This is a genomic window from Flavobacterium pectinovorum, from assembly GCF_022802975.1.
Lineage (GTDB): Bacteria > Bacteroidota > Bacteroidia > Flavobacteriales > Flavobacteriaceae > Flavobacterium > Flavobacterium pectinovorum_B.
On the sequence record NZ_JAFEVZ010000003.1, the window covers coordinates 197332 to 218344 of the forward strand.

Here is a 21013-nt window from a genome sequence, read left to right on the forward strand (position 1 = left end):
AATCGTTTGCGAATATATAACAAATTAAATTTTAATTACGAAAATATTTCTTTCAAAACCTCAAGTGATTTAGGTTTTTTAAAACCATCTAAATGGAGGCTGTAATAATCAATCAAAAATTTTAACAGCAGCTGTCTTTCTATTACATGAAAGATTTTCTGATCATTATCAAATTTTAAACCGAGTAGTTTTTTAAACAGATTTGTTTCGTGCTCTGTCAGGGAATTTGATCCTTTAAAAAGTGTAAAAACACCGTCATTCATTTCAAAATAAGGCAAATCAAAATCCGAAATATCAGGATAAAACCCCAGATATTTTGTTACTTCCAGCATTAAAATTAAATGAAAATTAGAAATTTCATCGTGATGGTCGAGCCATGTCAATGCCGTTTCTAAAAACACAAATAGTGATTCGTTTTTTTCTTCTTCCTGAATTGAATAATGCAAAATTTCCGAAAGAAACATAACCATTGTACTTTTTACAAGATCAGTATGAATGCTTTGAAAAGGAACTGCTGTTTTGATTTCTTTGAAGTTTTCTAAAGTACCTTTATTTTTATGAACCGCCTCTATTTCGAGAATAGACAGAGGCTGAAAATAAGCAATTTTCTGACTGGCTTTCCGATTGGAAAAAGCATCACGAACAAAATAAGATTTTAGGCCGCCTGAAAGTGTAAAACATTTTACAATAAGGCTTTTTTCCTGAAATTTTAAAGCCGAAATAACGATTGCTTTGGTTTTGACTAACATTGAGCCATAATTACATTGACATTACTCTTTTTATATCTATCTAAAAACCTTTTTTCAATAAAAAACCATGAAAACACCGCAAAGAAAAACGTTAAAACAATTACAGTAATCGCCATTAGAATAGGGTTATATTTTTCAAACAAATCATAATGTCTAAACAATTGAATTATTGGAAAATGATAAATATAAAGCCCGTATGTAAAATCTCCATATTTACCAAAATTATCGAAACAAGGAATACTGTAAGCAACTATAATAACAGTAGTTCCAAATGCTGCCGGGTATAAAAAATCTATTTGAAAGTTAGAAAAATAAGACACCGTTAACAATCCAATTGATAGTATTAAGGCTGTTTTTTTATATCTTAAAATAAAATCGAAATTTAAAAACAAAAAAATTCCAGTGATAAAATACGACAAATACCCTGGCAATTGTTTAGCCAATAAAGGCTTATTAAGATAAAAATCCATCACAAACCAATATAAAATTGACAAAATATAAAGAGCTAAAAGTATCGAAATAGCTTTCTTAGTTTTTCTTATTAAGTAAAAAATAAAGGGCAAAACAACATAAAAACCTTCTTCAACTTTTAGAGTCCACAATGCCCCATTAACAGCACACATAAGATTATTTTCAAAAACACCAGGAAGACAAGGGGTCATAAAATTTAGAAAAATTAAATTCCATCCTAAATACTTATATACACCCGGATCAGAAAAATATTGAATAAAACTATACCTGCTGGAGAAGACCAAGAAAAATGCCGCAAAAAAAACAACTACAACATAAGCCGGTAAAATTCTCTTTACTCTTTTAACAAAATACTCTTTTAATGAAGGAGTTGTAGTAAAACTTTTTGATACTAAAAACCCACTAATAATAAAAAACCCTTTAACGGCAATACTGGAATTTGAAAAATGAGACAAAAAAGCAAGCGATTTACTCTGAGAAAGCTCACACAAATGTGCTAAAAGAATATCAAAGGCGAAAAAAAACCTTAAAAAATCAAAACAATTATTTCTATTCATTCTTCTTTAAATTATTATTGGATTTTAAAATCCAAGTAATGATTTATCTGATTATCATCACTTTTTTAACTTTTGTTTCGCTTCCATCCTGTGCTGAAACAAAAACCATATATACGCCAGATGCAACTTTATATTTTCCAAAAGCAGTAGTATCCCACTCTATAGTACCTCCCTGAGAAATAGTTTCGTAAACCAGATTGCCTTCAATATCTGTAATTTTGATATTTGCCTTATCAATTAATCCTGTAATTTTTACAGTTCCTGAATAAGCTGGACGAACCGGATTAGGATAAATATGTACATTACTTAGATTTTCATTCGCTTCAGTAGCTGATCCTTTAAAAGAAATCATTCCTTTAGTCGTTGCAATAAAAACCTCTCCTGTTTTACTGTTGATTTTTATGTCGTTTATAACATTAACCGGCAAAGGCGAATTGTTTATTGTAAAATGATATTTTGTTTCCTGACCATTAGACGACACCATAAAAACACCCGAATCTGCTGTTCCTATCCATTTATTATTAGACCCATCTACTGCTATTGCAGTTATCGATTGTTCATATAATAATTCTTGTGCCAATCCGTCTTCCATTATTATTATAGGTCTTGTGGTTAATTGATTTTCAGTCTGAAAATTATTTACATTCGATAAAACCCTTAATCCTTTTGTTGTTCCAATCCACAATTGATTATTAGCATCTATTGACAAAACTCTTGTATCTCTTGTTGGCAGGTTTCCTGAATCTGTACCGGAACTTATTTTTTTAAATGTATTTGTGCTTTCATTAAAACCTACCACTCCTTCGGTATTCATTGAAATCCATTTCGTTCCGTTTTTATCAATAGTCAAATCGGTATAACTGGCATCTACAGGTCTTGTTAAAATAGTTTTCATTGAAACACTTTGCCACTGGCCATTAGTTCTCAACGCTTTTAAACCGTTTTCAATCATATTATTCGTTAACCAAAGATTTCCAGATTTATCAAAAGCTGTTCCATTGGTACGGACATCTATATAATTTGGCCCTTCAAAAGTTAGTGTTTCCAAACCGCTGTTTTTCTCATTGTACAAAACGGAAGGCTTATCGTTTTCAATTTTTAGTAATCCGGAAAAATTAGAACTTGCATATACCTGATTTTCATCATTTGGATTGATAAGAACGTTTACAATTGATTTTGCACCAAATACCTCTTCATAAGGAATATTAAGCCATTTTTTTTCTTTTAATTTACTAACACCATAACTATCCAGCGGATATGGATTCATTGTAGAATTATAATCTCCATAAACAGCCCAAAGAACATTTGGAGTAACATCCAGTGCAAAAATATTATTTCTTAGAGGGCCATCCGGCATCGTATTCACAAACGCTGTCGAAACTGAAAGTGACGAACTAAACAAACCGTTTTCTTTGGTTCCGATATTAATGATATCTCCCACCGAAGTTGTGCATGTAAAAATCAAACTCTCATTCAAAACCTGAGTATTAACAATCTGGCGGCTCAAAATCATTTGATTATTATAAATATATACGGTACTGGGTGTTGTAATAAATAAATTATGATTAACTGCACGCATATCAGCAGAATGCTGTGGAAGCTGTAAAAAACCAATAAAAACATTCGAATTATAACGATGAATATAACCTCCTGAATTAATTGCAATTAGCTCTGAATCTAAAGTTTCTACGCTCGACCAGTCACCGGAATTCACAACAGACCATTGATTATAATCTACTAAATTTGCATTAGCACTGTTCGCTCTTCTAATTCCGTTTGAAGTTGCGGCATAAATAAAACCGTTAAAAAAGGTCGTTTGCTTTACACTAATTTCGGCTCCTGCATCACCAATAAAATAAGTATCCCCAAATTGCGAAGTATTTAAGTTAAACTGTACAATTCCAAAATCGCACGAGACATAAATCAATCCGTTATATTCTATAAAATGATTGATTTTTTTTATCCCTGAAGGCAATTGCTTACTAATGATGTCTACCACTTTCAACATACTTCCGTCTTTTTCATTTATGACAATCATCAAACCGTTTTCATAACCCACTAACGTTTTTTTAGAAACTTCGCTATAATACATTGCTGATATTGTCTGCCCGGAAAGCCCATCAATAGTTGTAGTTGATTTTATAGCGTTTGTAACCGGGTCTCTAGAAAACAAAGCATTTTCTGAAGCAGCAATAACAGCTGTTCCGGTTACAGAAACGTCTTTAATTTCATTATATGAAAAATAGCCTGCCCACAACAAATTACTCTGTGAATAACCGTTCTGCAGAGTTATTAAAAACAATATATATATAAAAACTTTTTTCATTATTTAGAAGATTCAGATTCACAAATATAATACAAACGAAAGTATTTGATTTTTGTTCTGTTTTAAATTAATATTTAAAAACAGATCAGGAATTTCAGTAAACTAAAAATGCCTTCGATTCGATCCTGATTAAAAGTCGAATGAAGGCATTCTATAAATTCTAAATAAAATTACACTACACCCTGAGCAAGCATAGCATCGGCAACTTTAACAAATCCGGCAATATTGGCACCTTTTACATAGTTAACATAACCATCTTTTTCAGCACCATATTTTTTACATTGGTTGTGAATTCCAACCATAATATCCTTTAATCTCAAATCTACTTCTTCACTTGTCCAGTTCAGACGAATAGAGTTTTGCGTCATTTCTAATCCGGAAGCCGCAACTCCTCCTGCATTCGCCGCTTTTCCGGGAGCAAAAAGCACTTTGTTGTCTAAGAAAAGTTTAATTGCATCTAATGTAGAAGGCATATTTGCCGCTTCTGTCACACACAAAACTCCGTTATCAATAAGTTTTTGAGCATCTTCGCCATTCAATTCGTTTTGAGTAGCACATGGAATTGCAATATCAACTTTTACTTCCCATGGACTTTTGCCTTTATGAAAAACAGCATTTGGATATTTCTCTAAATATCTTTCGGCTCTGTTATCACCCGTTGCTCTCATTTCAAGCATGTGGTCGATTTTTTCTCCAAAAATCCCTTCTTCATCATAAATATAACCGTCAGGACCGGAAAGTGTAACTACTTTTCCTCCAAGTTCATTTATTTTTAAAGCAACTCCCCAAGCGACGTTTCCAAACCCTGAAATTGCAACTCTTTTGCCTTTTATTTCATGCCCAATCGTACGAAGCATCTGATCTGTAAAATAAACCACACCATAACCTGTAGCTTCCGGTCTTATTAATGAGCCTCCGTAAGCCAGTCCTTTACCTGTTAAAACTCCTGTAAATTCATTTCTGATTCTTTTATACTGCCCAAACAAATAGCCAATTTCTCTGGCACCAACACCAATATCTCCGGCAGGAACATCAAGATCCGGGCCTATATGACGGCATAATTCGGTCATGAATGATTGGCAAAAACGCATGATTTCACCATCCGATTTTCCTTCGGGATCAAAATCAGAACCTCCTTTTCCTCCTCCCATTGGCAGTGTGGTCAGACTATTTTTAAAAACCTGTTCGAATGCCAAAAATTTCAGAACAGAAAGATTTACTGTATGATGAAACCTGATTCCGCCTTTGTAAGGACCAATAGCAGAGTTCATCTGAATTCTAAAACCTCTGTTTACAATGATTTCTCCTTTATCATCTACCCACGGAACTCTAAAAATTATAGACCTTTCCGGTTCGGCTATTCTAAGAAGTAAGTTTTTTCCATCATATTTTTTTTGTTCAGCAATAAACGGAATTACTGTTTCTGCGAACTCTCTAACGGCCTGAAGAAATTCAGGTTCATTTGGATTTTTTGACTCTACAAGAGCCATAAACTCATTTATTTTTTGTTTCATCATTTTGAAATAAATTATGCTTACAAATCATTTATTTGTACCAATTAAATAAGAAAACATCATCAAGAAAACGTTTTCGTTATTCCTAACAAAGGTAAAGTAAAATCATAATTCAAAATTAATTTTTATAACAAATTTAAAAGAATTATATATTTTTCAAACAAATTTAAAATTCGCATTTACAACGATTATATTCCAATCTAAACCCAATATTATGAGTAGCTTTTTAAGTGTTTCATTACTTATTTTTTAATTGGATAATTAATTATTTCAAAGTCAGTTATGTTTTTATATATTTGCCTATGATTTGAAAGCCGATAAACTCATGTTCAAGCAAATAGTCTTAACTTTTTTTACAGTATTTGGTATTACCACGATATCAAATGCTCAATTAGCTCACGAAATTGGATTTATATTTGGTCCAGTAGCATTTCAGTCCGATTATGGACAGAGGCATGATAAATCTACCAACGTTGGAAATACCGGATTTGGAATCGGTGCTGTGCATTGGCTAAATTTTTCATCTGCCAGAAATAACAATGAATATTTCAATGAGCATTTTAAAATTCGCTCTGAAATTTCGTTTAGCTTCACCAATTTTGAACATTTTGGTCGTTGGGTCGAAGGAAAACCATCAGTTACTAAGGAAAAACTTAAAGCTATGAGTGGAAAAACGTCATTAATAAATGTCGGAACCCAGCTAAATTATTCTCCTTTTACAACAATTCATGAATTTGAAAGATATCCAGGCAGTTTCTATCCTTATTTAAGTATAGGAGCTATGGCCAGTTACTACAGTACTCATGCTGATTCATCACTTGGCCCTTTGGGGATTCCTGCTACCACTCCTGATAAATATTTAACCCCATCAGAAGGTAATCAGTATGGATTTTCAACAGAAAGCGGTGTTACATTTTCGGTACTTTTAGGAGTTGGCGTGCAATATAAATTAGATCCGATGAATGATTTACTTTTTGAAGTGCGTTATCAGGGATTTGATTCAGATTGGATTGACGGACTGAATCCGAATAGAACTTTTTACAAAGAAAACAAAGCAAAAGATTCTCAAGTATGGTTCAATTTTGGCTATTCACATTATCTAGAATTTTAAAAACCAAAATATAGAACAAACCCCAACTCGAAAGAATTGGGGTTTTGTTTTTTATAATAAAGCCTGTTTTAAATCGGCAATTAAATCTTCTGCATCTTCAATACCTACACTCAAACGAACCAAGTCGTCTGTAATTCCAACTTCGGCTCTTTTATCTGCCGGAATAGAGGCATGTGTCATCAAAGCCGGGTGGTTGGCTAATGATTCTACACCGCCTAATGATTCTGCCAATGTAAATACTTTCAGTTTTTCTAAAAATAAAACAGAATCTTCTTTTTTACCTGAAACGAATGTAAAAGATACCATTCCGCCAAAAGCCTTCATTTGTTTCTTAGCAATTTCATGAAACGGGTGATTTGGTAACCCGGGATAATAAACTGTTTTAATTTTAGGATGGTTACTTAAAAACGCTACCACTTTCTCTCCGTTTTCACAATGCCTTTGCACTCTTAACGAAAGTGTTTTTATTCCTCTTAAAACCAAAAAACTATCCATTGGCCCCAATGTTGCGCCGGTTGCAAACTGCTGAAAGTGTAATTGTTCTCCTAAAGCTTCATCTTTTACAATTAAAGCTCCGGCAATAACGTCTGAGTGCCCTCCTAAATATTTTGTTGCCGAATGCATCACGATATCCGCTCCTAAATCAAGTGGTTTTTGCAAGTAAGGAGTCGCAAAAGTATTGTCTACCGCCAACCATATTTTATTTTCTTTTGTGATTTTGGCAATTTCTTCAATATCGGCCAGTTTCATTAAAGGGTTTGTAGGCGTTTCTACCCAGATCAATTTCGTATTTTCATTAATTAATGATTTCAATTTTGCAATATCCGTCATATCAACAAAATGAAATTTAATCCCGGAATCCTTATAAACTCTTGAAAACATTCTATAAGTTCCACCGTACAAATCGTCCATGGCAATTACTTCATCACCGGCTTTAAAAGATCTTAAGATACAATCTGTAGCTGCTAAACCTGACGAAAAAGCCAATCCTCTGGTACCGTTTTCGATACTTGCCAATGCATTTTCTAAGGCTGTGCGGGTTGGATTCGATGCGCGGCTATACTCATAATCACCTAATGGCTTTCCCGGACTGGTCTGAACAAAAGTTGATGTTTGATAAACCGGAGGCATTACAGCTCCCGTACTAGGGTCATGATGCTGGCCGCCATGTATTACTTTTGTATTGAATTTCATATAGTTACAAATTTTTATTACTTAATTCTTTCACAAATTTACCTTTAAATTTATTCAAATCCTGACACAACTCATTACCTTTGTATATAATTAACACTTTTTAAGATGAAACACTTCTCTCTTCTTCTGGTGGTCCTTATATTACTTTCAGGTTGCACTAAAACTTTATCAATTGAAAACGAGTTTTTTGAAAAAGAATCAAAAATACCGTGCAAAAAAAACTGCCCTAAAATTACAATTGATGTACCGGTAGCTAAAAATATTCCTGTTGTTGCAGACAGTATCAACAAAAAAATACTCAGTGTTTTAAAAGATATTGTCTATTTGGGAGAAAAACCTTCTGAAGTAAAAAATTACAATACCCTTGCAGATTCTTTTATTGCTTCCTATGATGAAATGTATAAAAAATTCCCCACCGAAACTTTTGGCTGGGAAGCTAAAGTAAAAGGAAATGTCGAATACCAATCAGATCAGATTTTAAACATTAAACTAGATCATTACACATTTACAGGAGGAGCTCACGGTTATCAGGGATTCCGTTCTTTATTATTTGACCCTGCAACCGGAAAAACTATTTTTAATGATGATTTATTTAAAGATGAAAAAGAATTCCAGGCTTTTGCCGAAAAAGAGTTCCGAAACAAATATCAAATTCCGGCCAAAGCCAATATCAATTCTACCGGACTAATGTTCGAAAATGACCAATTTCAATTGCCTCAGAATATATTTTATACAGAAGAAGGACTGCTTTTGTATTACAATTCCTACGAAGCGGCTTCGTATGCCGATGGTCCAAAAGAGATTTTATTTCCGTATGAACAGGTAAGTAAATATTTGAAACTTCTATAATTCTTAAATATAAATTGATTTAGATACACTGCTGTGTATCTCTACAGAAAATCATTGAACGTCATATTTCATCTTTCGCAAAACCCGCAGTGACTCTTTAAAAGACAAATATGCCTGCCCAAAGGGTTTTAAAAGCAATTTAGCATCAATCAGTTTTTGTTTTGCCTCATCAAAACCATTCAGATAACAAATCATGAAAGTAGATGGCAGATTTTCTAAATCTTTCAATTCCCGTTCAGACAAAGCAATTCCTTTTTGCAATTTTTGAAGTAAAGCAATATTCGAATTGTAAATATGAAATAACATTCGCCTGTTAAATTCAGGAGGCTGAAAAAGCATTTGGCGGTCGATTTTATAATATCCGTTATCAAAAAAACGTATGGTTTGTTTTTCTAACGGATAATAACTGGTTTTATCGTTTAATCCTAACGGAACATATTCTGTTATGGTAAAACTGTCATCATCAAAAACAATTGTAACCACATCCTGAGCCGAATAGAAAAGTTTAATCTGCTCATTTATCAACTCAATATCTACGCGGGAAAGAAAGGTTTTATCTCTTGACTTTTTAGGCACACCGGCCCAGCAAATCACAAACAATTCTTTAAAAACACGATATTTTGGCGACATATCTTTATGCCTGAAATTCATAAAATCGAATACGCCGTCAAGTGTGTACTGAATACTGTTTCGGGAACTGTTTTCAATTCCGATAACTGTTTCCGTATTCTGATAATTTTTTTCAACTTCGCCTTCTACAGGAACTGAATTACTGCCGCGCCTGACAAAAACACTATTGGCCGGAATAGTATGAATTCCTTTTTTAAAAAAGGAAATCTGGCTTTTAGGCTTAATGGTCACTAAGCCGATTACTTTATCTTTTGGAAGATTTGGAAAAGGCACATTTTCGTACTGAATTTTAGGCGGATTTTCTAAAAAAGCATTGACAAGATTTTGGATTCGGCTGTCATCAAAAAAATCATCGCCCACAATTTCGTTATCATGATCTTCAACACCCACAACGATATAAGAATTATTTGCCGGATTTGAATTTGACAAGGCACAAATATGTTTCAAAAACTTTCCTTTCCCTTCTCTTGAATGCAAATTCAACTGCCTTTTTTTGTCATAAAAACTGCTCTCGTCATTATGAGCGAGCAGATTTTTTATTAAAAGGCGCTTGTTGATCATACTATGATTTATTTTGCCACGAATTTCACTAATTCGCACTAATTTAATTTATTAAATCTTAAAATTAAAAAAAAGACGCACTACTGTGCGTCTTTGCCCTAATTATCTTAAAGATTCTTCTTAACAATTGTTGACGAAGCCTGTGCTGTACACATGACAATCAAATCGGCTATATTAACATGGTACGGTCTTGAAACCACAAAGTGAATGATATCAGCTATATCTTCTGCCTTTAAAGGATCAAAACCTTTGTAAACATTTGAGGCTCTTTCTGTGTCTCCTTTAAAACGCACTTCACTGAATTCTGTTTCAACCAAACCGGGATGAATTCCGCTAACTTTGATTTTATACGGATTCAAATCGATTCTCATTCCCTGCGTAATGGCATCCACAGCATGTTTTGACCCACAGTACACATTTCCGTTAGGATAAACTTCTTTACCAGCCGTTGAACCAATGTTGATAATATGTCCTGATTCTCTTTTAGTCATTTGCGGAATAATCGCTTTCGAAACATATAAAAGTCCTTTTACATTAATATCGATCATCGCATCCCAATCGTCAACATCACCATTCTGAATTGGGTCTAATCCGTGTGCATTTCCTGCATTATTAATTAAAACGTCAATTTCAGAAAAATATTCCGGTAAGGAATTTATACTTTCAAAAACAGCTTTTTTATCCCTTACATCAAAGACCAGAGAATGTACTTCAGTATATTCTGAAAGTTCTTCTTCGAGTTCAGTCAGTCTTTCCTTTCTTCTTCCGCAAATAATAATTTTATAATGATTTCGGGCAAATATTTGTGCCGTTGCTTTTCCTATTCCGCTTGTTGCCCCAGTAATTAAAACTGTTTTTTTCATTCTTTTTTTAATCTTTCAATTATTAAATTTTTCAATCCTTTTAAGGAACATCATCACCCATACTTTCTGTCCAAATCGCAAACCAATCTTCTTTATCTAATTCTAATTCAACAGCTTTCATAAGAAACTGAATTCTGGCTACATTGACAGTTCCTGCTATTGGAATAACTCCTGCGGGATGTTTTAAAATCCAGGCCAGTAAAAGTGTATCCGAACCCAAACTATATTTTTCAACTAAAACTGAAAGCAATTTTTTTAAACGACGTGTTTTTTTAGTGTCTTCTCTAAAAACTGTTCCAAGCGGATTCCATGACAACGGACGAATTTCGTGAGTCTGCATATAATCCAGGCTTCCATCGATCATAGGTTCATAATGTGTTGCGGAAAATTGTACCTGATTATAACTAACCGCTGTTTTCTGACGGATTAATTCGGTTTGCGAACTGGTAAAATTCGAAAGTCCAAAATCAATAATTTTCCCTTCTGATTTTAATTTCTCAACCGCTTCAGCAATTTCATCAGCCTGCATTAACGGACTAGGACGATGCAATAAAAAAACATCAATATAATCTGTTTTTAATTTCCTGAGTGATTCTTCAACTGACCAGATGATATAATCTTTAGAATAATCATAATGCTTGATTTTATTTTGGCGATTTTCAGCAATCATCTGTATTCCGCATTTGGTAATTAATTGTATTTTTTCGCGTGAGATTTTGCTGTTATGAAATGCTTTTCCAAAATCGGCTTCTGTGGTATAAGAACCATAAATATCGGCATGATCAAAAGTCGTAATTTTGTTTTCGACACAAAGCTGTATCGTACTTTCCATTTCTTTTTTTGAAAGATTTTTATCCCAAACCCCCCAATTCATAGTGCCTGAAATTACAGGTGATAATAAAGTTTTGCCCATGTTTTATTGTATTATTTTCAATGATTATTATCTGTTCATAAAGCATAATCATCAAAGTTCTTAAAAATATAAAAATAGAATCACAATTCGTCCTTAAAATTAGTCGGTTGGTCGAAGTTTTAACCATTTTTTAACATCTTACTTCTCAAAAAATATTCAATTTGCACTCTCAAAAGTTAGGCATAAAAATCAAGGTTTTAAAAATATTTATATGGAAGAAAATACAACGACTTTAGACATTAGAGCGATAAATGAAAAAATTGAAAGAGAAAGTGCTTTTATAGACCTTCTTACAATGGAAATGAACAAAGTTATTGTGGGCCAGAAACATATGGTCGAGCGTTTATTAATCGGGCTTTTAGGACAAGGGCATATTTTACTGGAAGGAGTTCCGGGATTAGCCAAAACTTTAGCCATAAATACATTGTCTCAGGCAGTACAAGGTTCTTTCAGCCGTATCCAGTTTACTCCGGATTTGTTACCTGCTGATGTTATCGGAACGATGATTTACAACATTAAAGCAAACGAATTCTCTATTAAAAAAGGACCGATTTTTGCCAACTTCGTACTTGCCGATGAGATTAACCGTGCTCCGGCAAAAGTTCAGTCTGCACTTTTGGAGGCAATGCAGGAAAAACAAGTTACTATTGGCGATACGACTTTTAAATTAGACCGTCCGTTTTTAGTACTGGCCACTCAAAACCCGGTTGAGCAGGAAGGAACCTACCAGCTTCCTGAAGCTCAGGTCGATCGTTTTATGCTGAAAACCGTAATAGACTACCCAAAAATTGATGAAGAGCGTTTTGTAATTCGTCAGAACTTAAAAGGAAGTTACGAAAAAGTAAACGCTGTAGTTTCTGTAGAACAAATTTTACGCGCTCAGGAGGCTGTTCGTGAAGTTTACATGGATGAAAAAATTGAAAAATATATACTTGATATCATTTTTGCTACACGTTATCCTGAAAAATATAAATTAGCCGACTTAAAACCGCTTATTAGTTTTGGAGCATCTCCTCGTGGAAGTATCAATCTTGCCAATGCTGCAAAATGTTATGCTTTCATCAAACGCCGCGGATATGTAATCCCGGAAGATGTTCGTGCAGTTGTACATGATGTGCTACGCCACAGAGTTGGAATAACGTATGAAGCTGAAGCCGAAAACATTACTTCTGTAGACATTATCAACAAAATCGTAAACGAGATTGAAGTACCTTAAAAATTTGTTTAATGTTTCAAGTTTCAGGTTTGCTTTACAACAACCTGAAACTTGAAACTTTTAAACTTTAAACAAATAAAATGGATACAAAAGAGCTTTTAAAAAAAGTACGGAAAATAGAAATCAAAACCAAAAGACTGAGTAATCATATCTTTTCGGGAGAGTACCATTCTTCATTTAAAGGGCGCGGAATGACTTTTAGCGAAGTGCGTCAATACCAGTATGGCGATGATATTCGTAACATCGACTGGAATGTAACCGCACGCTATAACGAAGCCCACGTAAAAGTTTTTGAAGAAGAACGCGAACTAACCATGGTTTTAATGGTTGATATTTCGGGCTCTGAAGGTTTTGGATCAAAAAGTCAGTTTAAAAAAGACATCGTAACAGAGATTGCTGCAACGATGGCTTTTTCGGCGACACAAAACAATGATAAAATTGGATTGATCTTATTTTCTGATACTGTAGAATTGTACATTCCGCCCAAAAAAGGTCGTTCGCACGTTTTGAGAATCATTCGTGAATTGATCGAATTTGAACCAAAAAGTCAAAAAACAGATGTTGGAGCTGCCTTGAAATTTTTATCCGGAACACAGAAAAAGAAAGCAATCGTATTTATGATTTCAGATTTCATGTCGGAGAATTACGAGCATACGCTTAAAATCGCCTCTAAAAAACATGACATTACAGGTGTTCGCGTATATGATATTCGTGAAGAAAAAATTCCAAATTTAGGAATGGTAACGATGCTGGATGCTGAAACCGGAAAAATTCAGTTAGTTGATACCGGTTCCAAAAAAGTCAGAATGAATTACGAAAAACATTATCACGACAGGGTTAATTATTTCAAAGAAGTTTTTAGTAAATCTGGAGCAGGAGTTGTAAATACAAGAGTTGACGAAAATTACGTAACAAAATTACTGGGCTATTTTAAATCGAGATAAAGAATTTTGATTGTTGATTAACGATTTTTGATTTCAGATTTAAATAAAACATTAGATTATTATGACTAAACAAGAATTAGAAGACAGATTAATCGATTTTGCTGCAACTATAATAATCGTAGCTAGTAATTTTGAGAAAAATTATGCAGGAAATCATCTATCAGGTAAAATAATTCGTTCGGGTACTTCACCAGCTTTAAATCATGGAGAAGCTCAAAGTGCTGAGAGCAAAAAAGATTTTATTCATAAAATGGGCATTTGCTTAAAAGAATTAAGAGAAACTTTTGTTTAAAAATAATTGGAAAAGCAAATTTAACAACGGATTTAAAAAATCTATCAAAAGCAAAAATAGAAGTCAATGAATTAATTTCAATCTTTGTTTCAAGTATAAAAACATCAAAAAATAATTCATAAATAATGAAGGATTAAAATTGAAAGAAAAACATCTAAAATGTTTTCAAAATCTGAAATCAAAAATCGTTAATCTTCAATCGTTAATCAATAATCTTCAATCATTAACCATAATGAAATTAAAATTTTACATATTTTTATTTTTACTTACTTCGGCCGTTTTTGCTCAACAAAAACAAGTCGAAACCAGTATTGATACTACAAAAAATAAAATTGGTGCCGAGTTCAAATTAACGCTTAAAACTGTAGTGAACTCAAAATTTAAAGTTGTTTTTCCCCAACTAAAAAACATTGGAGCCTTAGAAGTTATTCAGTCCTATCCAATTGATACGGTTAAAAAAGACGATACTTACGAACTTATCAAAAGATATGGATTAACACAATTTGATTCCGGAAGATACACGATTCCAAGTATCAAAATTTTGATTGACAAAAAACCCTACTTAACCGATTCTATTCGTGTTGAAGTTGCCAACATAGCAGTTGATACTTTACAGAAGAAAATGTACGACATCAAAGACATCTCTACTGTTGAAAACGGAATCGGAGATTGGTGGAAATACCTGTTGGGCCTTTTATTAATCTTAGGAATTGGTGTCTTTGCATACTGGTTCATTAAAAAACGTCAACAGAAAAAAATTGAAGAAGAGGTTTACAAAACTCCAATTGAAAAAGCGACAAGTTTATTAAATAATCTGGAGAAAAAAGAACTTTGGCAAAAAGGTGAAGTAAAAGAATATTACAGTGAACTGACTGATATTGCCAGAAATTATATCGAAGAGGCAATTCAGATTCCGGCTATGGAAAGCACAACTTCAGAATTAATTCAGGGCCTTAAAACCGCTTCTGCCAAAAAGAAAATGAGCCTGACTCCTGAAACTGTTGAAAATCTGGAACGTGTTTTAAGACAAGCCGATTTGGTGAAATTTGCAAAGTCAAAACCATTAGAATTTGAAATTACAGAAGACCGAAATAAAATTCAAAAAGCAATTTTAACGCTTGATAATGCTATTCCGACAGAAGTTCCTGTCGAAGAAGCTGACCAATTACTCAATGAAGCACAAAAACAAAAACAAATTAAGCTTCAATTAAAGAAAAAAAGAAACAAACGTATTGCAATTGCGGCTTCAATAGTCGTGTTTTTAGTTACTGCAACTACTACATATTTTATTGTCACTAAAGGCTTTAATTTCGTAAAAGACAATATCATTGGCCATCCAACCAAAGAATTACTGGAAGGAGAATGGGTAAAAAGCGACTATGGCAATCCGGGCGTACTGATTGAAACTCCAAAAGTTTTAAGACGACTTGATACTGAAAAAGCATTGCCAAAAGAAGCCATGGCACTGATAAAAGAAATGCAGCTTTTTGGTTATGGAAGCTTGCTGGATAACTTTTATATCACGGTTTCTACAGCAAAATTTAAAGCCCAGACAGAAATTGATTTATCAAAAGCACTGGAAGGTAATTTGAAAATTATCGAAACTCAGGGGGGCAGAAATATGATTGTTAAACAAGAAGATTTTGAAACCAAAGAAGGAATTACAGGTATAAAAGGTTACGGAACATTCACTCTTATTAACGACACCCTGAAATCGAGCACTAAAATTTACTACGAAGTCCTGATGTTTAAACAAGAAGGCGGATTACAGCAAATTGCTATATTCCATGAAGAAGGAGATACCTATGCTAATGCTATTTCGGATCGAATTTTAAATTCTGTTGAACTTAAAAGAGCGAGCAACTAATGGAAAAAATAACTTTTTTAAACCCGGAATTTTTTTGGCTGTTTATATTGATCCCAATAGCAATTGGATGGTTTTTCTGGAAACGCAACCAGCAATCGGCAACCTTAAAAATGAGTTCAACACAAGGCTTTAAAGGTTCTGAGTCTCTTTTAACAAAACTAAAACCTTGTTTGTATGTTTTCAGAATTATTGCTTTGTGCTCTTTAATCATGGCGCTGGCAAGACCAAGAACAGTTGACATCAGCAATGAAACTAAAACTACTAAAGGAATTGATATTGTAATGGCAATGGACGTTTCAGGAAGTATGCTGGCCAAAGATTTAAAACCAAACCGTATGGAGGCTTTAAAAAGAGTAGCTGCTGATTTTGTTAATGAAAGACCAAACGACAGAATTGGATTGGTTTTATACGCTTCTGAAGCATATACCAAAACACCTGTTACAAGTGATAAAGCTATTATTCTGGAAGCTATCAAAGAAATTAAATACGATAATGTATTACAGGACGGTACCGGAATTGGTATGGGTCTGGCAACTGCCGTAAACAGACTTAAAGACAGTAAAGCAAAAAGCAGGGTTATTATTCTGCTTACTGATGGTGTTAATAATGCCGGATTTATCGAACCCGAAACAGCTTCTGACATTGCGAAACAATACGGAATAAAAGTATATACCATAGGAATTGGAACTAACGGAATGGCTGAATTTCCTTATGCATACGCTCCAAATGGCGGATTTTTATTCAAAATGCAAAAAGTAGAGATTGACGAACAGTTACTGAAAAGCATCGCCAGAAAAACGGATGGAACTTATTTTAGAGCCACCAGTAATGATAAATTGGCCGAGATATACAAGGCAATCAATAAATTAGAAACCACTGAAATTCAGGAATTGAAATTCTACGATTATGACGAAAAATACCGATTTTTTGTATTACTCGCAGGAATTTTATTGTTGCTTGAAGTTGGCTTAAGAAATACTGTTTACAGAAGCTTCATTTGATTTTTCAAATCAAAAAAATTCCAATTTTGAAATTCCAAATAACAAACTGGAACTTCGAAAAGGAGATTTAAAAAGTAGAAACAACAAAATATTGGAATTTAAAGATTAAAATTTCAGACAACAACAAAGATTGGAATTTGAAATTTGTCCCGACACTTCGGGATTGGAATTTAAAAATTATATGGAATTAGACGAAAAAAAATATTTATATCTATTATTTCTCATCCCCATTGTGGTATGTGTTTTTCTTTTTAATATGTATTGGAAAAGAAAAAAACAACGTGAATTTGGCGATTTGGAAATGGTAAAAAAACTAAGCCCTGAACGTTCTGTTTTTAAACCTGTTTTAAAACTAGTATTATTTCTTTTGGCATTGGCCTGTTTGATTATCGGTTTGGTTAATCCAAAAATTGGAACCAAAATGGAAACCGTAAAACGTGAAGGAATTGATATTGTTTTTGCAGTAGACGTTTCAAAAAGTATGCTGGCAGAAGATGTAGCACCAAGTCGTTTAGAAAAAAGCAAGCAATTAGTATCGCAAATTATCAATAATTTAGGAAGTGACAGAATTGGTATTGTAGCCTACGCTGGAAGCGCATTCCCGGTTTTACCGATTACTACAGATTACAGTGTAGCCAAAATGTTCCTGCAAAGCATGAATCCGGGAATGGTTTCATCACAAGGCACATCGTTGGATGAAGCAATCAGATTGTCCTCTACTTATTTTGATGAAAAAAGTAAAACCAGCAAACTGCTGATCCTGATTTCTGATGGAGAAGATCATTCTGAAGGTGCATCTGTTGCTGCAGAAGAAGCTAATAAAATTGGAATGAAAATCATCACCATTGGTATTGGAACTGAAAAAGGAGGAACAATTCCATTAAAAGAAAATGGTGTAGTCAAAAGCTATCAACAAGATAACAACGGCGAAACAGTCATTACAAAATTAAATCAGGAAGGATTAAAAGCAATTGCAAAAGCTACCAAAGGAGGATATGTGTATGGCGGAAGCACAAAAGAAGTACTGGAATATGTAAAAAACGCATTGAATAACATTCAGAAAACAGAGTTTGAAGCTACACAAATGGCCGAATTTCAGTCTCAATTTCAATGGTTTTTAGGTTTTGCCTTTTTACTATTATTCCTGGACATCTTTCTATTGGAAAGAAAAACAAACTGGATAAACGAGTTGAATTTATTTAACGAAAAGAAATAATTGTTCTGAAAAAGTCCGGAACAAAAAAATAAAAAACAGAATGAAAAATTTACTTCTTTATATTTTACTAACCTTTTCTTTGGCGATTACCGCTCAGGAAAAAGACAAAACATTGCCGGAGGCCAATGAAGAATATAAACAGAATAAATTGGTTGATGCTGAAGCAAATTACAGAATTTCACAATCAAAATTTCCTAATAAAGCTGCAGCTTCTTACAATTTAGGAAATACTATTTACAAACAGAATCAAGCATCAGAGGCAAAGTCTGCTTATGCAAAAGCGATCAAATATGCCAAAACCAGAGCTGAAAAACACAAAGCGTACCATAACCTAGGAAATGTTTTTATGAAAGAGAAAGACTACTCTCAGGCTGTAGAAGCTTATAAAAATGCCTTGCGTAATGACCCTGCCGATGATGAATCACGTTACAATTATGCTTTAGCCAAACAAAAGTTAAAAGAAAATCCGCCTAAAAACGACAAAAATAAGGACAAGGAGAAAAAGAACGATAAAAAAGACGACCAGAAAAAGGACGGCGACAATAAGGATAAAGATAAAAAAGACGGCAAAGACGATCAAAAGAAAGACGACAAAGGCGATAAGGACAAGGATAAAAAAGACGGTAAAAACGATCCGAAAAAAGATGATAAATCAAACAATAACGGAGAACCAAAACCAATGCCGGGCGGAATTTCAAAAGATCGTGTGCAGAATTTATTAGATGCGGTTAACAATGAAGAAAAGAAAATCCAGGATAAAGTAAATGCCCAAAAAATAAAAGGAAATCCTCGAAAAGCAGAAAAAGACTGGTAAAATACTTTTCTTTAAAACAATATGTAACCATGAGCGAAGTTGAAAACTCATAACATAAATAGGCTTCGACTCCGCTCAGCCTGACAAAAAAATATAATAATCATTACTAAATTGTTAAAACAAACAATTAAAAAAATTAAATGAAAAGATATTTAATTCTATTACTATTCACTTTTCAGGGGCTTATGGCTCAGGTTCAATTTGAAGCCAGAGTAAGCAAGAATACGCTTGGAGTTAACGAAAGACTCCGAATTGACTTTATCATGAATGTTGACGGGGATAATTTTGAGCAGCCATCATTTGACGGTTTCAGAATTGTAGGCGGACCAAGCCAGCAAATAAGTCAATCCTGGGTAAATGGAAGAAGTTCGTTTCAGAAAATTTATTCTTATTTTTTGTTACCTAATCAAAAAGGAACATTTACTATCAAGCAGGCCGCAATTGAGTACAATGGTCAGGTTTACAAAACTACACCTATAAAAATAACTGTAACCAATGCTGTTGCCCAGGAAAGAGATCCTAATTCGCCTCAACAACAAGGGCAAGGAAACGGAAATGAAACTCTGAATCTTGTAGCAGAAATTTCAAAAACAAATCCGTATATAAATGAGCCTATTACAGTAGTTTATAAATTATATTTCTACAATATTAATGTTACAGGTTTTAAGGAACTGGCAAAACCAAAATACAAAGACTTTTGGAATCAGAACATTGACATTAAACAATTACAGATTGAAGAAGGAATATATAAAGGTGAACGCTGTTATTTTGTAGTTCTTAAAAAAACAATTTTATATCCCCAAAAATCAGGAAAACTTACTATTGAGCCGCTTTCTTTAGACATAGGAGTTCAGGTACCAAGAGGTCGGGATATGTTTGGCAGAATAGTGTTTGATGACGGAAACAAAACAGTTTCTGCCGGTGCCAAAACAATTAATGTAAAAGCACTTCCGGAAGCAAACAAACCAATAGGTTTTACAGGGGCTGTTGGTAAATTTGATTTTAAAGTCATTCCATCCAAAACTTCCTTAAAAAATGGAGAAAGTCTTGATTTGATCGTTAGTGCCACCGGTACAGGAAACATGAAATTATTCACTTTACCTAAACCAGTTGTACCAAATGCATTAGAAATGTATGATCCCGTTCATGACGAAAAAGTAAGTACATCTCTTGCGGGAATGTCCGGAAAAATTTCGGACAAGTACACGATTATACCGCAATACAAAGGAAAATATGCTATAAAACCAATGGAATTCTCGTATTTTGACCTGAATTCAGGCAGTTATAAAACCATAACTTCCCCAGAAATAATGATTGATGTTCTGGATGGCCCAATGCAGGCCGAAGCCGTTACATCAAACACATCGAAAAATGTGATTACGAAATCAGAACAATTTAAATACATCAAGCCAAAAACGATTTTGGTTTCGACTGCAAAAGATGATTTTTACGGGTCTGATTTTTATTATAGCTTGTTACTATTGCCTTTCGTGATTTTACCGATTATTGTGATTGCTAAGAAGAAAAAAGAGGCAATTGACAGTGATGTTACCGGTAACCGAATTAAAATGAATAATAAACTGGCGAAGAAATATTTATCTGAAGCTAAAAAACAACTTAACAATAAAGAGCCGTTTTATATTGCACTGGAAAAAGCAATGCATAATTTCCTGAAAGCCAAATTACATATTGAAACTTCAGAAATGAGCAAAGACAATATCCGCGAATTGTTATTATCCAGAAATGCTAATACAGAAACGGTTCAAAGCTTTATTATTTTGACCGAAAACTGCGAGTTTGCACGTTATGCCCCGGCATCGAGTGCATCAATTCAGCAGGATTATGACAAAGCTGTTTTGATTATATCAGAATTAGAAAAACAAATTGTTTAATTGAATAAATTATAATCATTTGTCAAATCGAGC

The 21013-nt window shown here is 33.6% G+C and carries 18 protein-coding genes; 10 read left to right on the forward strand and 8 right to left on the reverse strand.

Translation table 11 applies throughout. The annotated features are described in order from the left end of the window. Positions 1–35: 35 nt before the first annotated feature. The 4 genes from recO to gdhA form a co-directional block, all read right to left on the reverse strand. Entirely contained in the window at positions 36–749 is a 714-nt protein-coding gene (gene recO / locus FLV_RS05825) for a DNA repair protein RecO (protein ID WP_243231797.1), read from the reverse strand. After that, entirely contained in the window at positions 743–1777 is a 1035-nt protein-coding gene (locus FLV_RS05830; RefSeq protein WP_243231799.1) for an acyltransferase family protein, read from the reverse strand. The genes recO and FLV_RS05830 overlap by 7 nt, the downstream gene beginning before the upstream one ends. 43 nt (positions 1778–1820) lie before the next feature. Continuing rightward, positions 1821–4103, reverse strand: coding sequence for a T9SS type A sorting domain-containing protein (locus tag FLV_RS05835; RefSeq protein WP_243231801.1), 2283 nt, complete (start codon positions 4101–4103; stop codon positions 1821–1823). 170 nt (positions 4104–4273) lie between these two features. Then, entirely contained in the window at positions 4274–5617 is a 1344-nt protein-coding gene (gene gdhA, locus FLV_RS05840; protein WP_243231803.1) for an NADP-specific glutamate dehydrogenase, read from the reverse strand. 325 nt (positions 5618–5942) lie between these two features. On the opposite strand from gdhA, the gene FLV_RS05845 reads away from it, so the two are divergent. Then, entirely contained in the window at positions 5943–6728 is a 786-nt protein-coding gene (locus FLV_RS05845; protein ID WP_243231805.1) for a THC0290_0291 family protein, read from the forward strand. A gap of 51 nt (positions 6729–6779) precedes the next feature. Here FLV_RS05845 and FLV_RS05850 read toward each other — a convergent pair whose 3' ends face one another. Next, the gene (locus FLV_RS05850; RefSeq protein WP_243231807.1) at positions 6780–7922 is read right to left on the reverse strand and encodes a cystathionine gamma-synthase; all 1143 of its coding nucleotides are present in this window, start codon (positions 7920–7922) and stop codon (positions 6780–6782) included. 105 nt (positions 7923–8027) lie between these two features. Here FLV_RS05850 and FLV_RS05855 point away from each other — a divergent pair, with 105 nt between their 5' ends. Further along, positions 8028–8771 carry a DUF3298 and DUF4163 domain-containing protein gene (locus FLV_RS05855; RefSeq protein WP_243231809.1) on the forward strand — a complete coding sequence of 248 codons (744 nt, stop codon included), beginning with the start codon at positions 8028–8030 and terminating at the stop codon, positions 8769–8771. A gap of 51 nt (positions 8772–8822) precedes the next feature. On the opposite strand, the gene FLV_RS05860 is transcribed toward FLV_RS05855, so the two are convergent. The 3 genes from FLV_RS05860 to FLV_RS05870 all read right to left on the reverse strand — a co-directional run bounded on the left by FLV_RS05860 (position 8823) and on the right by FLV_RS05870 (position 11738). Further along, a complete protein-coding gene (locus FLV_RS05860; RefSeq protein WP_243231811.1) occupies positions 8823–9962 on the reverse strand; it encodes an ATP-binding protein in 1140 nt (379 codons plus the stop codon). A 107-nt stretch (positions 9963–10069) separates the two neighbouring features. Next, positions 10070–10825: an SDR family NAD(P)-dependent oxidoreductase gene (locus tag FLV_RS05865; RefSeq protein WP_243231813.1), complete on the reverse strand. Its 756-nt coding sequence runs from the start codon at positions 10823–10825 to the stop codon at positions 10070–10072. Between the two features lie 40 nt (positions 10826–10865). Beyond that, positions 10866–11738 (reverse strand): aldo/keto reductase family oxidoreductase, encoded by an 873-nt coding sequence (locus FLV_RS05870; RefSeq protein WP_243231815.1) that lies wholly within the window; start codon positions 11736–11738, stop codon positions 10866–10868. Between the two features lie 211 nt (positions 11739–11949). Between FLV_RS05870 and FLV_RS05875 the strand changes: the two genes are divergently transcribed. The 8 genes from FLV_RS05875 (at position 11950) to FLV_RS05910 (ending at position 20980) form a co-directional block, all read left to right on the forward strand. Then, positions 11950–12954 (forward strand): AAA family ATPase, encoded by a 1005-nt coding sequence (locus tag FLV_RS05875; protein ID WP_053473368.1) that lies wholly within the window; start codon positions 11950–11952, stop codon positions 12952–12954. 80 nt (positions 12955–13034) lie between these two features. After that, positions 13035–13898, forward strand: a complete 864-nt coding sequence (locus FLV_RS05880) for a DUF58 domain-containing protein (protein WP_243231817.1) — start codon at positions 13035–13037, stop codon at positions 13896–13898. Positions 13899–13959: 61 nt separating this feature from the next. Continuing rightward, complete coding sequence (locus FLV_RS05885; protein WP_243231820.1) at positions 13960–14190, forward strand: four helix bundle protein; 231 nt, start codon at positions 13960–13962, stop codon at positions 14188–14190. A 232-nt stretch (positions 14191–14422) separates the two neighbouring features. Further along, entirely contained in the window at positions 14423–16057 is a 1635-nt protein-coding gene (locus FLV_RS05890) for a BatD family protein (protein WP_243231821.1), read from the forward strand. Next, positions 16057–17058, forward strand: coding sequence for a vWA domain-containing protein (locus FLV_RS05895; RefSeq protein WP_243231823.1), 1002 nt, complete (start codon positions 16057–16059; stop codon positions 17056–17058). Before FLV_RS05890 ends, FLV_RS05895 begins: the two co-directional genes overlap by 1 nt. A gap of 181 nt (positions 17059–17239) precedes the next feature. Then, entirely contained in the window at positions 17240–18274 is a 1035-nt protein-coding gene (locus FLV_RS05900) for a VWA domain-containing protein (RefSeq protein ID WP_243231824.1), read from the forward strand. A gap of 40 nt (positions 18275–18314) precedes the next feature. Then, positions 18315–19088 carry a tetratricopeptide repeat protein gene (locus FLV_RS05905; RefSeq protein WP_243231825.1) on the forward strand — a complete coding sequence of 258 codons (774 nt, stop codon included), beginning with the start codon at positions 18315–18317 and terminating at the stop codon, positions 19086–19088. 140 nt (positions 19089–19228) lie between these two features. Continuing rightward, on the forward strand, positions 19229–20980 hold the full coding sequence (locus FLV_RS05910) for a BatD family protein (protein ID WP_243231828.1): 1752 nt from the start codon (positions 19229–19231) through the stop codon (positions 20978–20980). Positions 20981–21013: the final 33 nt, after the last annotated feature.